Source organism: uncultured Xylophilus sp., from assembly GCA_913776965.1.
GTDB lineage: Bacteria > Pseudomonadota > Gammaproteobacteria > Burkholderiales > Burkholderiaceae_C > Xylophilus.
In genome coordinates this window covers 52232-65891 of sequence record CAJYQL010000133.1, presented here as the reverse complement: position 1 = coordinate 65891, position 13660 = coordinate 52232, and the positions used below count along the sequence as shown (strand labels likewise).

The 13660-nt window shown below is 70.5% G+C and carries 12 protein-coding genes; 8 read left to right on the top strand and 4 right to left on the bottom strand.

What is annotated here, in order from left to right:
- Positions 1-6: 6 nt before the first annotated feature.
- Together QZ500_RS19030 and QZ500_RS19025 are read left to right on the top strand one after the other, a co-directional pair.
- Positions 7-480 (top strand): Lrp/AsnC family transcriptional regulator, encoded by a 474-nt coding sequence (locus QZ500_RS19030; protein ID WP_295857599.1) that lies wholly within the window; start codon positions 7-9, stop codon positions 478-480.
- 17 nt (positions 481-497) lie between these two features.
- The gene (locus QZ500_RS19025) at positions 498-1553 is read left to right on the top strand and encodes a PLP-dependent cysteine synthase family protein (RefSeq protein ID WP_295857597.1); all 1056 of its coding nucleotides are present in this window, start codon (positions 498-500) and stop codon (positions 1551-1553) included.
- Between the two features lie 37 nt (positions 1554-1590).
- Here QZ500_RS19025 and QZ500_RS19020 read toward each other — a convergent pair whose 3' ends face one another.
- On the bottom strand, positions 1591-2883 hold the full coding sequence (locus QZ500_RS19020; protein WP_295857595.1) for an HD domain-containing phosphohydrolase: 1293 nt from the start codon (positions 2881-2883) through the stop codon (positions 1591-1593).
- A 79-nt stretch (positions 2884-2962) separates the two neighbouring features.
- Here QZ500_RS19020 and QZ500_RS19015 point away from each other — a divergent pair, with 79 nt between their 5' ends.
- The 4 genes from QZ500_RS19015 to QZ500_RS19000 all read left to right on the top strand — a co-directional run bounded on the left by QZ500_RS19015 (position 2963) and on the right by QZ500_RS19000 (position 7480).
- Positions 2963-3679: a GNAT family N-acetyltransferase gene (locus QZ500_RS19015; protein ID WP_295857593.1), complete on the top strand. Its 717-nt coding sequence runs from the start codon at positions 2963-2965 to the stop codon at positions 3677-3679.
- Between the two features lie 103 nt (positions 3680-3782).
- Entirely contained in the window at positions 3783-4658 is an 876-nt protein-coding gene (locus QZ500_RS19010) for a transporter associated domain-containing protein (protein WP_295857591.1), read from the top strand.
- Entirely contained in the window at positions 4658-6184 is a 1527-nt protein-coding gene (gene lnt, locus QZ500_RS19005; protein WP_295857588.1) for an apolipoprotein N-acyltransferase, read from the top strand. Before QZ500_RS19010 ends, lnt begins: the two co-directional genes overlap by 1 nt.
- A gap of 195 nt (positions 6185-6379) precedes the next feature.
- The gene (locus tag QZ500_RS19000) at positions 6380-7480 is read left to right on the top strand and encodes an asparaginase (protein WP_295857587.1); all 1101 of its coding nucleotides are present in this window, start codon (positions 6380-6382) and stop codon (positions 7478-7480) included.
- 183 nt (positions 7481-7663) lie between these two features.
- On the opposite strand, the gene QZ500_RS18995 is transcribed toward QZ500_RS19000, so the two are convergent.
- From QZ500_RS18995 to QZ500_RS18985, 3 genes are read right to left on the bottom strand one after another with little or no spacing between them, the layout of a single operon-like run.
- Positions 7664-8500 (bottom strand): phosphatase PAP2 family protein, encoded by an 837-nt coding sequence (locus tag QZ500_RS18995; RefSeq protein ID WP_295857584.1) that lies wholly within the window; start codon positions 8498-8500, stop codon positions 7664-7666.
- Positions 8487-9338, bottom strand: a complete 852-nt coding sequence (locus QZ500_RS18990) for a metallophosphoesterase (protein ID WP_295857583.1) — start codon at positions 9336-9338, stop codon at positions 8487-8489. The genes QZ500_RS18995 and QZ500_RS18990 overlap by 14 nt, the downstream gene beginning before the upstream one ends.
- Positions 9335-10306 carry a diacylglycerol kinase family protein gene (locus QZ500_RS18985; protein WP_295857581.1) on the bottom strand — a complete coding sequence of 324 codons (972 nt, stop codon included), beginning with the start codon at positions 10304-10306 and terminating at the stop codon, positions 9335-9337. The genes QZ500_RS18990 and QZ500_RS18985 overlap by 4 nt, the downstream gene beginning before the upstream one ends.
- A gap of 243 nt (positions 10307-10549) precedes the next feature.
- On the opposite strand from QZ500_RS18985, the gene glyQ reads away from it, so the two are divergent.
- The gene (glyQ, locus tag QZ500_RS18980) at positions 10550-11485 is read left to right on the top strand and encodes a glycine--tRNA ligase subunit alpha (protein WP_295857578.1); all 936 of its coding nucleotides are present in this window, start codon (positions 10550-10552) and stop codon (positions 11483-11485) included.
- A gap of 14 nt (positions 11486-11499) precedes the next feature.
- A complete protein-coding gene (glyS, locus tag QZ500_RS18975; RefSeq protein WP_295857727.1) occupies positions 11500-13659 on the top strand; it encodes a glycine--tRNA ligase subunit beta in 2160 nt (719 codons plus the stop codon).
- Position 13660 lies beyond the last annotated feature (1 nt).

The following is a 13660-nucleotide window of genomic DNA, read 5'->3' as shown; positions in this document are numbered from 1 at the left end:
GGCGCGATGGAAGCACTCGACAAGCTCGACATCCAGATCCTGCGCAGCCTGCAGGCCGACGGCCGCGCCACCTACGACCAGATCGCCGAGGCGGTCGGCCTGTCGCCGAGTGCCGTCCTGCGCCGGGTGCGGCGGCTGGAAGACAGCCGGGTGATCGACCGCTACGTGGCGCTGATCCGGCCCGAGTCGGTCGGCCTGGGCCTGACCGCCTACCTGAACGTGCGGCTGGAAAAGCACACCGAGAGCCACAAGCGCAATCCGATGGACCTGTTCCGCGCGAGCGTGCAGACCTGGCCCGAGGTGGTCGAGTGCGCAGCCCTGACCGGCGAGATGGACTATCTGCTGCGCGTGGTGGTCGCCGACATGGCGCACTACAGCCGCTTCATCATGGACACCCTGCTCAAGCACCCGAGCGTGCAGGACTGTAAGACCAGCTTCGTGCTCGACCGGGTCAAGGCGACGACGGCGGTGCCGCTCTGAGGCCGGACAATGCCGGCATGACGCACCCGAGCCCCTGGCTGTACGACGCGATCGCCCGCATCGAGGCCGACTACCACCGCAGCGCCGACACCCACCTGATCCCGCTGCCGCTGCCGGGCTTCGCCGCGCAGGGCATCGACTTCTACCTGAAGGACGAGTCCACCCATCCCACCGGCAGCCTGAAGCACCGGCTGGCGCGTTCACTGTTCCTTTATGCGCTGTGCAACGGCTGGATTCATCAAGGCTCGACGATCGTCGAATCCTCCAGCGGCTCCACCGCGGTGAGCGAGGCCTATTTCGCGCGGCTGCTCGGCCTGCCCTTCGTGGCGGTGATGCCGCGCAGCACCTCGGCCGAGAAGATCGCGCTGATCGCCTTTCATGGCGGCCGCTGCCATTTCGTGGACCGGGCCGACGAGGTGTACGCCGCCGCCCGGGCCGTGGCCGCCGCGACCGGTGGCCATTACATGGATCAGTTCACCTATGCCGAGCGGGCCACCGACTGGCGCGGCAACAACAACATCGCCGAGAGCATGTTCGTGCAGATGCAGCGCGAGCGGCATCCGATACCGCGCTGGATCGTGGTGGGCGCGGGCACCGGTGGCACCAGCGCGACCATCGGCCGCTATCTGCGCTACCAGCGCCATGCCGCGCAGGTCTGCGTGGCCGACCCGGCCGGCTCGGTGTTCGCTGCCTACCACCGCACCGGCGACGCGACGCTGACCGCGCCGGGCTCCCGCATCGAGGGCATCGGCCGGCCGCGGGTGGAGCCGAGCTTCGTGCGTACGCTGGTGGACCGGATGGAGGAGGTGCCGGACGACGAATCGATCGCCGGCATGCGGCTGCTGTCGCGCCTGATCGGCCGGCGGGTCGGGCCGTCCACCGGCACCAACTTCGTGGCGATGCTGCGGCTCGCTCAGGCCATGCAGAGTGCGGGAGAGCCGGGCTCGCTGCTGTCGCTGCTGTGCGATGCCGGCGAGCGCTACCTGCCGACCTACCACGACGAGGCGTGGGTCGCCGAACGCTTCGGCTGCTGCGCCGCGGCGGCCGATCGGATCGAGGCGCTGCTGGGCTGAGACGGCAGGGCTGCGGCGGCTGCGCTGCGCCGCCGGGTCAGCCCGCTGCGGCGGCGACCTGCGGCGCTCCCTTGGAGGTCTCGGCCGGCGCCAGCGCATCCCAGAGCGGCTGCAGCGCCTCGGCGCCGGCGGCCGACAGGTCGCGCACCGGCCACAGGCATTCACGCTGCACATACCGCATGCGCCAGGCCAACTCGCGTGCGGCCATCCGCTGCTCGAACCCTTCGGCCGGGCCGAGATCCTCGCCGCCGGCCGACCACATTCCGACCGCGTTCCAGCCGGCCCGCAGCCGACCCAGCAGGTGGTGGGCCTTGGCGCAGATGCGGCGCACCGTCTCGTCCGACGAGCGGCTGCCGATGGTCGCGGCGCGCGCCCGGCAGTCTTCCAGCCGGCGATCCAGGTCTTCCACGGCCGCGCTGTCGGCGGCGCCTGCGCCCAGGTCCTCTGCGGCGGCCTGGGCGGCCGACACGACCGGCCCGACCCAGCGCAGCGAGAATTCGCCGGGGATCACCCGCATCGCGAAGCTGGCGCGCGCCAGCGGCGTTTCGGCGCTGTGGCAGATGCCGAGCGTGGTTTCCATCACTGCGAGCAGCTGGCCGAGCGGCGACACCGCGTCGGCCCGCCGCTGCGCCGGGTAGCCGCTGCCGTCGAGCCGCTCGTGGTGCTCGCCGATCGCGCGCGCCAGCTCGGGCGGATAGTCGGTCTGCGAGGCGAGCAGGCGCTGGCCGATCTGCGGGTGGGCGACCACATGGCGGTACTGCTCGATGCCGAGCGTGTGGGTGGCGCGCAGGTACTGCGGATCGACGTACATCTCGCCGATGTCGTGCAGCAGGCCGCCGGTGAGCGCGAGCCGCAGGAAGTAGGTGTCCTCGGGCCGCCCGGCGGCCACGGCCAGCGCGCCGGCCAGCACCATGCCGCGCACCGCATGGGTATACGCCGCCGAACCGGAGGTGCGCACCGCGGTCAGCAGCAGCTGCGCCACCGGATGCAGCTGCATCTGCGGAATCTCGTGCGCGATCGCCAGGGCCTGCGGCTTCAGCGCCCGCGCCAGCGCATCCTGGTCGTTCGAGAAGAAGGCGTCGGTGTCGTCGAGCAGGTCGATGATGCTCACGCCGTCCTGGGCGCGCAGGCACGATTCGAGCGGGCGCTGGAGCTTGCGTTCGAGCAGCCGCTGCTGCAGCGAGCGGCTGATCGTCTGGCCGCTGGACCAGAGCTTGACGCCGCGGTCGTCGAATATGTCTTCCGAGGCGACGATGTCGTGCTTCTCGGCGGCGCCCATGATGAGATCCAGGGCGATCGGGTTCGCGTCGGTGTCGGCGAGAGCGGTCAAGCAGGGTCTCCTGGCAGGCGGCGGTGGGGGTATCCGGAGGGCGACCCCAAGAATAAGGGCTAACCCTTAAAATCAGATGATGATCGCATCGAAAAACTGGTGGCAGGTTTCCGTCCGTGCGGGACGGGACTGGCTGCGTCCGGTGTCCGGCCTCGACGGCGGCCCGGCGACGCTGCCGCCGGCCCTGGTGCCGATCCGCTCGCTCGGCCCGCGCTACCGCGGCCGCATCCTCGCCCACCTGCTGGCGCTGTCACCCGCCGACCGCTACCTGCGTTTCGGCTATGCCGCGACCGACGAACAGATCGCCCGGTACACCGAGACCCTGGACTTCGACCGCGACGAGATCTTCGGCATCTATAACCGCAAGCTCGAATTGATCGCGGTGGCGCACCTCGCCTACGGCCCCGGCAAGGGCAGCGCCGAGTTCGGCGTGTCGGTGGCGCCCCGGGCGCGGGGCCGGGGCTACGGCGCACGGCTGTTCCGCCGTGCCGTGATGCACGCGCGCAATGCAGGCGTCGGCCAGCTCGTCGTGCACGCACTCAGCGAGAACGCGGCGATGCTGAAGATCGCGCGGCGGGCCGGCGCCGAGGTGCACCGGGCCGGCTCGGAAGCCGAGGCCTACCTCACGCTGCCGCCGGCGGACTTCGACAGCCGTGTCGGACAGATCGTCGCCGACCAGGTCGGCGAGCTGGACTACCGCCTGAAGCGGCAGGCCAAGCAGTTCCGCGACGTGCTCGACGGCGTGCAGGAAGTGCGGCAGGGCGTGCGCCACGGCCGCCACCGCTCGGGCCAGTAGGCGCGCGCCTGCCGGGGCGAAACCGCCTCGGAAAACCCCGCCGGGCGGGCGATCCGCTATCCTTGCAGTCCCCCTACTACCGCATGTCCTGCACCCCCCGTCCGTGTCCGACCCGCATCCTGCGCGCCTCGAAAAGGAAGACAAACGCACCTTCCTGCAGAAGGTCGCCGAATTCATCCACCCTGCACCCGAGTCCAAGGAAGAGCTGATCGGCGTCATCGCCAGCGCCGAGGACCACGACGTGATCGGGGCCGAATCGCGGCTGATGCTCGAAGGCGTCATCCGGATGTCCGACATGACGGCCGGCGACGTGATGGTGGCGGCGCCGCGCATGGACCTGGTGGACATCGATGCGCCGCCGGACGCGCTGATGCACCTGGTGATCGACACCGCGCATTCGCGCTTCCCGGTCTTCAGCGGCGAGCGCGAGAACATCATCGGCATCCTGCTGGCCAAGGACCTGCTCAAGCTGCAGCGGGCGCCCGAGCTGAATATCCGCGCGCTGCTGCGCCCGGCGGTGTTCGTGCCGGAGAGCAAGGGCCTGAACGACCTGCTGCGCGAGTTCCGCGGCAATCGCAACCACCTGGCGATCGTGATCGACGAGTTCGGCCGGGTGGCCGGCCTGATCACGATCGAAGACGTGCTGGAGCAGATCGTCGGCGAGATCGAGGACGAGTTCGACATCGCCGAGAACGCCGGCGACATCTACGCGCTGGCCGACCGCACCTACCGCGTGTCCGGCGACACGCCGGTCGAGCGGGTCGCCGAAGCCTTCGACGTGGCGATCGCGCCGACCGACCCGGACGACGAGTTCGACACCATCGGCGGCCTGATCGCGCACGAGATGGGCCATGTGCCCAAGCGCGGCGAACGCCACGTGCTGGCCGGCCTGCAGTTCCTGGTGATGCACACCAAGGGCGGTGCGGTGCGGTGGTTCAAGGTGTCGCCGGCCCCGGCCGACACCGCCGCGTCCGCCTGATGGCACCGCTGCGCGGCCGGGCCGGCATGGCGCTGCTGGCGCTCGCCGGCGGGCTCGCGCAGGCCGCGTCGATCGCGAATCCCTGGAACGGCGCGCCGCTCTGGTGGCTGCAGCTGCTGTCGGTCGCGCTGCTCGCGGGCCTGCTCGACCGCAGCGCCTCGGTCCGGCAGGCGGTAGCCCTCGGCTGGATCTTTTCTTCCGCTTGGCTGTCCGGCACCTTCTGGTGGCTGTTTATCTCGATGCACACCTACGGTGGGCTGGCAGCGCCCTTGGCCGCGCTGGCGGTGCTCGGGCTGGCGGCGTTCCTCGGCTCCTACTATGCGGTGCTTTCAGGCGTTTTTCGGGCGTTTGCGCCCGCTGCGACTGCGCTGCGTGCTCTCTTTTTCGGAGCGCTCTGGCTGCTGGCCGAGCTGCTGCGCGGCAGCTGGTTCACCGGCTTTCCGTGGGGTGCCGGCGGTTATGCGCACCTGGACGGCGCGGCGGGCTGGGCGGCGCGCTGGGTCGGCGTGTACGGCCTCGGCGCGGCGGCGGCGGCGCTGGCGGCGGCGCTGGCCTTCGCCGTGCTCCACCGGCGGATGGCCGTCGCGGCCGCAGTCGTAGTGGTCACGGTCGCGGCTTCCCTGGCGCCAGCTGCGCCGGCGACCGGCCGCGACGTGGGCGCACCGCTGCCGGTGGCGCTGTTGCAGGGCAACATCCCGCAGGACGAGAAATTCCAGCCCGGCAGCGGCGTGCCCCTGGCATTGCAGTGGTATGCCGAGCAGCTGCGCGACAACCGCGCGCGGCTGGTGGTCGCGCCCGAAACCGCGCTGCCGCTCCTGCCCCAGGACCTGCCGCCCGGTTATCTGGACGCGCTGCAGGCTCGCTTCGCGACGGGCGACCAAGCGGCGCTGGTCGGCATTCCGCTCGGCGATGCGCGGGCGGGCTACAGCAATTCGGCGCTCGGTTTCCGGCCGGGGCAGCCGCCGTACCGCTACGACAAGCACCACCTGGTGCCGTTCGGCGAATTCATCCCGCCGCTGTTCCGCTGGTTCGTGCGCATGATGCACATCCCGCTCGGCGACTTCCACCGCGGCGCCGTCGGCCAGCCGACTTTCGACTGGCAGGGCCAGCGGCTCGCGCCTCACATCTGCTACGAGGATTTGTTCGGCGATGAGATGGCCGCGCAGTTCCACGACCCTGCGACGGCGCCGACGCTGCTGGTCAACCTGAGCAACATCGGCTGGTTCGGCGACTCGGTGGCGATCGACCAGCACCTGGGCATCTCGCGCATGCGCACGCTGGAATTCGAGCGGCCGATGCTGCGCGCCACCAATACCGGCGCGACGGTGGTGATCGACCACCGGGGGCGCGTCACCGCATCGCTGGAGCCGCTGACCCGCGACGTGCTGCGGGCCGAGGTGCAGGGCCGCGACGGCATCACGCCCTACGCCGCCTGGGTCGCGCGTTTCGGGCTGGCGCCGCTGTGGGTACTGGCGCTGGGCGGGCTGCTGGCCGGCGTGGCGGCGGGCCTGCGTCGTCGGCGCTGACGCACATCCAGCCGGACGCCCCGGCCAGGCCTGTCGGGGGGCGAACGCCTGCCGCCTGTGCGACACCGCCGCGGCATGAGGCGATGCAGCTTCCGTATCGGCGCGCCGGCTGCAATCGCTAGGATCGGTCCGGCCGCTGGCACGCATCGTGCCTGCGGTGGTTCGCTTCCCTTGTCCTTCGAAAAGCAGGCTCACATGCAACTCTCCCGACTCCTCCGTACCCTGGTCGCCGGCTTCGCGCTGGCGTCCGGCGCCGCATTCGTCTCGGCCCAGCCGGCCGCGGCCGTGGCGGCACCGACCGCCACCCTGCCCAACGTGGTGATCCTCGCCACCGGCGGCACCATCGCCGGCGCCGGCGCCTCGAACGTCAACAGCGCGAGCTACGCCGCTGCCAAGGTCGCGGTAGACAAGCTGATCCTGGGTTTGCCCGAGCTGCAGAAGATCGCCAACGTGCGCGGCGAACAGACCTTCCAGATCGCGTCGGAGAGCTTCACCAACGACGCCCTGCTGACGCTGGCGCGCCGCGTATCGGCCCTCGCCAAGCAGCCGGACGTGAATGGCATCGTGGTCACCCACGGCACCGACACGCTGGAAGAGACCGCGTACTTCCTGAACCTGACGGTGCAGACCGACAAGCCGATTGTGGTGGTCGGCTCGATGCGCCCGGGCACCGCGCTGTCCGCCGACGGCGCGCTGAACCTGTACGACGCGGTCAGCGTCGCCGGCTCGCCGGATGCCCGCGGCAAGGGCGTGCTGGTCACGATGAACGACGAGATCCACACCGGCCGCGACGTGGCCAAGCTGGTCAACATCAAGACCGAGGCGTTCAAGAGCCAGTGGGGCCCGCTCGGCATGGTCGTGGAAGGCAAGAACTACTGGTTCCGCGCCCCGACCAAGCGCCACACCAGCCAGAGCGAATTCAACATCGACAGCATCACGGCTTTGCCGGCGGTCGAGATCGTCTACGGCTACGGCAACGTGCCGCGTTCGGTGATCGACGGCGTCGGTGCCACACCGGGCCTGCAGGCGATCGTGCATGCCGGCACCGGCAACGGCTCGGTGGCCGACCGGGTGGTGCCGGCGCTGCAGGAACTGCGCAACAAGGGCATCAACGTGATCCGTTCGTCGCGCGTGCCCGCCGGCTTCGTGCTGCGCAACGCCGAGCAGCCGGACGACAAGTACGACTGGGTGGTCGCGCACGACCTGAACCCGCAGAAGGCCCGCATCCTGGCGATGGTGGCGCTGACGAAGACGCGCGATCCGAAGGAACTGCAGCGCATCTTCTGGATGTATTGAGTTCACCCCCAGGCTTTCCGGGCCGCTGCCGCGGCCCGTGATGCGCCTGCCCCCTTCCGGGGGCGATGGCAGCGGACCGGCGGAGCCGGATCCGCGCCATCCCATGAAGGCAGCGGCGGTGCGCTTGGAAGGTGGCGGATCGCTGCTGCTCCTGCGACAGCACGTGCGGCGGAGTACAGCGGGTCAGCGGGAAACCCGCGACTCCCGTCGATGGCGGGCGTATTCGCAGGTGGCGATGCAGACCGTGAGCCAGGCGGCGCCGGAGCACAGGCCGGCCAGCACGTCGCTCGCGAAATGGACCTGCAGGAACACTCGGCTGAAGGCAGTGGTCAGCACGATGGCGGTCGCGGCCATCACGGCCGGGATGTGCCAGCGCGGGGGCAGCAGCCGGATCGCCAGATAGGCGAGCATGCCGTAGGCGACCATCGCACCCGAGCTGTGGCCGCTCGGGAAACTAAAGCCGGCGGCGGGCGAGGGCAGGCCCTCGTACAGCGGCCGGGCCCGCGCGAAGATCTGCTTGAGCGCCGGGTTGAGCACCGCGTTGCCGCCGGTCGCCGCCGCCCATCCTGCGGCCAGGCTGCGCTGCCCGCCGACCCAGAGCGCCACCGCGATTCCGACGCCCAGAACGATCAGCACCAGCGGTTCGCCGAAATGGGTGAGTTGGCGCAGCGCCGCCATGCCGCCGGCAGGCACCGGCGCCGCGACCGCCTGGCTGAAGGCCTCGTCGGCGCGCTGCAGCGTGCGCCCGTCGCCGAGCAGCCGTGCGACCAGCGCGAAGACCGATGCCGTCGCCAGCACGACTACGAAGCCGACGGCGAGCCGGCCGCCGATGTGGCGCAGCGCGGCCGGATCGGGCGGCGGATTGGCACGGCCGCGCCACCACTGCCGGCCGGGGCCGAATGCGGCGGTCGCGACGCCCGCGAGCACGGTAGCGATCAGCACCAGCGGCATAAAAGCGTCCCAGGCCCGGGCGCCGGCCGCTGCCGCCCAGCCGATCCAGGCGGCGCTATCGATCGGCATCGTGCGGCGCCTCCGCTGAAGGGTTGTCGGCCAGCGCGAGGCGTTCCTCGCCGCCGAGCACGAAGGCATCCGCTGCCGCGTCGTAGTCCCAGCGCTCCACGATGCATGCGCGCCCGGCGGTGCCACGGTCGGCCCGCAGCAGGTTCACTGAATTCGGCGCACCGTCGCGCACCCGCGACGACACGGCGGTACCGGCCTGCACGACCCACAGCGCCTGCGCCAGGGCCGTGCGGCGGTGCAGCGGCAGCACGAACGGCAGGTGGATGTGGCCGCCCAGGACGATGTCGGCGCCGGCCGCGGCCCAACGCTCGGCGGCCCGCGCCGCGCCGCGCAGCAGGTCCTTGCGGTCGTCGGCTTTCGCCACTGCGAGCGGCTGGTGCACCACCACGACACGGATCTGGTCCGGCCGGCGCTGCCGGGCCGCTTCCAGCCGTCGGGCGGTGCGCTCGATCTGCGGGCGCGAGATCTCGCCGTGCGCATGGCGGTACCGGCGCGTGGTGTTGTGCGACAGGACCAGCCAGTCCGCCGTGTCGGCCGACGGTTCCAGGTCCTCCCCGAAGGCGGTGCGGTAGCGGCCGTAGGGCGTGAACAGCCGCGCCGCGAGGGCGAACAGCGGGATGTCGTGGTTGCCCGGCACGGTCACCCAGGTCGCGATGCCGAGCCGGTCGACGAAGGCACGCGCCTTGGCGAATTGGGCCGTAGTAGCGCGCTGGGTCACGTCGCCCGATAGCACCGCCAGGTCCGGCCGGCACTGGCGCACCAGCCGTTCCAGGGCCGCCACGACCGCCGGCTGCTCGGTGCCGAAATGCGGGTCGGACAGATGCAGCAGGCCGCTCATCGCGCGTCGTCCGGTGCGGTGCCGGCGGCAGGCGCCGCGGGCTGCATGAGCCACAGCGGCTCGGGGGCGACGCGGAAGGTGAGCGGCATGTCCATCGGCGCGACCTCGCCGTCGGTCGCCACCTTGACGCGCCGGTGGCGCGAGCCGCGCGCCGGTTCCACCGTGAGCCGGCGGAACGACAGCGTCTCCACCGCATCGGCACCGTCGAGCCGGCTGAGCGCGCCGTGCAGCAGCAGCCCGACGCGCGACAGCACGCCCTGCGGCTTCAGCAGCACCGCAGCGAGCGCGCCGTGGTCGAGCGCATCGCCCTCGGCCACGCCGACCTGCTCGAACTGCAGCGCGTTGTTGCCGACGAACAGGCTGATAGTGCGCATCTCCACCGCGGCCCCCGGGGCCGACAGCCGCAGCGTCCACGGCCGGTGGTTGCGCAGCAGGGTCGCCAGCGCCGCGCATAAGGCGACGAAGCGGTTGCGGCCGTACTGCGACTTGTAGGCTTCGCGGTCCTCCAGGAGCGTGGCATAGAGGCCGAGGCTCGCATTGACCAGGAACACCCGGTCGTTGACCAGGCCGACCTGCACCGGCCGCGGCTGCCCGGTCAGCAGCACGTCGAGCGCGCCGGCGGTCTCGGTCGGGATGCGGTGGGTGCGACCGAAGTAGTTGAAGGTGCCCTGCGGCAGCACGCCGAAGGCGCATCCGCTGCCGACCACCGCCTGCGCCACCGCGTTGATCGTGCCGTCGCCGCCGGCCACTGCGACGATCCCGCCTGCCTTGTGCGCCGCCGCGACCGCCGCGCGGGCCTGCTGCGTCGGCGGATGCCGCCGGTCGATGGGGAAGCAGTGCAGCGTGCGGCCGGCGCGCCGGCAGCCGTCCTCGATCAGCGTGCGCGCCTCGCCGGCCTTGCCCTTGCCGGATGCCGCATTGAGGACGAGGAACAGCGGAGCGTCGGGCAGGAGCGCGGGTGGATGCATGGTTAGCAGGGCAGGGCCCCGGAGCGGACGGTTCGCCGGAGTATCCGAGTCGGGCGCCGGGCACCACGCAGGCGAACGCCGCAACGGCTGTGGGAATACGCCGCGACCGGGGCCGGTCCCCGCGCAGTCGCGGCGTCTTAGAATGGCCCGCTTTGCCGGGCGCCCGCCCGCTGGCGGCCCGCGCCGGCCGGCCGCAAGCGCCTGCGGGCGGCACGCACCGCCGCTTCCTCCCTGCGACATCCCATGTTGACCTTCCAGCACATCATCCTGAAACTCCAGTCGTACTGGGCCGACCAGGGCTGCGCGCTGCTGCAGCCCTACGACATGGAAGTCGGCGCCGGCACCTCGCACACCGCCACCTTCCTGCGCGCGCTGGGCCCCGAGCCCTGGAAGGCCGCGTACGTGCAGCCGAGTCGCCGCCCCAAGGACGGCCGCTACGGCGAGAACCCGAACCGCCTGCAGCACTACTACCAGTACCAGGTGGTGCTGAAGCCCGCGCCGGCCAACATCCTGGAGCTTTACCTGGGCTCGCTGGAGGCCCTCGGCTTCGACCTCAAGAAGAACGACATCCGCTTCGTCGAGGACGACTGGGAGAACCCGACCCTCGGCGCCTGGGGCCTCGGCTGGGAGGTGTGGCTGAACGGTATGGAAGTGACGCAGTTCACCTACTTCCAGCAGGTCGGCGGCATCGACTGCAAGCCGATCACCGGCGAGATCACCTACGGACTGGAGCGCCTGGCGATGTACCTGCAGGGCGTGGACAACGTCTACAACCTGCAGTGGACCGAGGGCCTCAGCTACGGCGACGTGTACAAGCAGAACGAGGTGGAGCAGTCCACCTACAACTTCGAGCATTCCGACGCCGACTTCCTCTTCACTGCCTTCGCCGCGCACGAGAAGCAGGCCAAGCACCTGATGACCGAGCAGCTTGCGCTGCCGGCCTACGAGCAGGTGCTGAAGGCCGCGCACAGCTTCAACCTGCTGGACGCGCGTGGTGCGATCAGCGTGACCGAACGCGCCGCCTACATCGGCCGCATCCGCGACCTGGCCCGCAGCGTGGCGCGCAGCTACCTCGACAGCCGGGCCCGCCTGGGCTTCCCGATGGCGCCGAAACCCTGGGCCGACGCAGTGCTGGCCGATCTCGCCAAGGCCGCCCAGCAGCAGAAGAAGGCCGCGTGAGCGGGGAACGAATGATGACGACGACGCACAAGAATCTGCTGGTGGAACTCTTCGTGGAAGAGCTGCCGCCGAAGGCCCTGAAGAAGCTGGGCGACGCCTTCGCCCAAGTGCTTTTCGATCAGTTGACGCTGAGCGGACTGACGACAAGCAAGAGCACATTCCGGACATTCGCTTCGCCTCGGCGCTTGGCTGTGCAGGTTTCGGATGTTTTGTCTCAAGCTCCTGATGTTCAGCTTGAAAAGAAGCTGATGCTGATGAGCGCTGCCTTTGATAAGGATGGCAACGCGACGGCTGCGTTATTGAAAAAAGCTGCTGCTGAAGGCCCACGATGTGAAGAAGCGCTCCGGACATGGCCTGAAGTAAAGGATGTGCCAGATCAGCTCTTTTCCAAGATGGAAGGGAATAAGGAGTTCTTGTATTTCAAGTCCTTGGCTGCCGGCCATGACATACGCGGTGGCCTGCAGCGTGGCTTGAGCCGAGCGATTGCTGAACTGCCGATCCCGAAGGTCATGGGTTATCAACTCGCGGACCACTGCGAGATGCCCGGCTGGACCACGGTGAGCTTCGTGCGCCCGGCGCACGGACTGGTCGCGCTGCACGGCAGCGAGGTGGTGCCGGTCGAGGTGCTCGGCCTGCGCGCTGGTAATCAGACGCACGGCCACCGATTCGAGGCGAAGGTCGATCCGGTGGTGCTGCGCGATGCCGACGGCTATGCCGCCCAGCTGCAGGACGAGGGCGCGGTGATCGCCGGCTTCGCCGAGCGCCGCGCCGAGATCGTCCGCCAGCTGCAGGCGGCCGCGGCAGGCGTCGGAGGCGGCGTGCGCCCGATCGAGGACGACGCGCTGCTCGACGAGGTGACCGCGCTGGTGGAGCGCCCGAACGTGCTGGTTTGCCGCTTCGAGGAGGAGTTCCTCGCGGTGCCGCAGGAGTGCCTGATCCTCACGATGAAGGCCAACCAGAAGTATTTCCCGCTGCTGGACGCCGACGGCCGGCTCACCCACCGCTTCCTGGTGGTCAGCAACATCTCGCCCGACGATGCGAGTGCAGTGATCGGCGGCAACGAGCGGGTGGTGCGCCCGCGCCTGGCCGACGCCAAGTTCTTCTTCGACCAGGACCGCAAGAAGCCGCTGGCCGCACGCGTGGAGGCACTAGGCAAGGTGGTCTACCACAACAAGCTCGGCAGCCAGGGCGAGCGGGTGGAGCGGGTGCGCGCCATCGCCCGCGCCATCGCAGGGCAGATCGGCGGCGCCGAGCTGGTGGCGCAGGCCGATCAGGCCGCGCTGCTCGCCAAGACCGACCTGGTGACCGACATGGTCGGCGAGTTCCCGGAGCTGCAGGGCACGATGGGCCGCTACTACGCCCAGAACGACGGCCTGCCGCAGCCGGTCGCCGACGCGATCGAGGACCACTACAAGCCGCGCTTCGCCGGCGACGAGCTGCCGCGCAACGACGTCGGCACCGTGGTGGCGCTGGCCGACAAGCTGGAAACGCTGGTCGGCATGTTCGGCATCGGCAACCTGCCGACCGGCGACCGCGACCCGTTCGCGCTGCGCCGGCATGCGCTGGGCGTGATCCGGATGCTGTCGGAAAAGGCGCTGCCGCTGGACCTCGACGCGCTGGTCCGCGCCGCGGTGCCGGCCTTCGGCGACAAGATCCAGGACCCGACCGCCGCGCTGCTCGACTTCGTCTATGACCGCCTCGCCGGCGGCCTGCGCGAACAGGGTTACAGCGCGCAGGAGGTCGATGCAGTGCTGGCGCTGCGGCCGCAGCGGCTCGGCGACGTGGCGCAGCGGCTGGCGGCGGTGCGCGCCTTCGCGGCGCTGCCCGAGGCAGCGGCGCTGGCCGCGGCCAACAAGCGGGTCGCCAACATCCTGAAGAAGGCCGGCGAGGTCGATGCGCACGTCAGCGAGGTGCTGCTGCAGGAGCCGGCCGAACAAGCGCTGTACGCCGCACTGCAGCGCACCGTGCCGCAGGCCGACGCGCAGTTCGCCGCCGGCGACTACACCGCGTCGCTGCAGACGCTGGCCGCGCTGCGCGCGCCGGTCGACGCCTTCTTCGACGGCGTGATGGTCAACGCCGAGCAGGCCGACCTGCGCCTCAACCGCCAGGGCCTGCTGAAGACTCTGCACGCCGCGATGAACCGCGTGGCCGACCTGTCGCGCCTGGCGGCCTGAG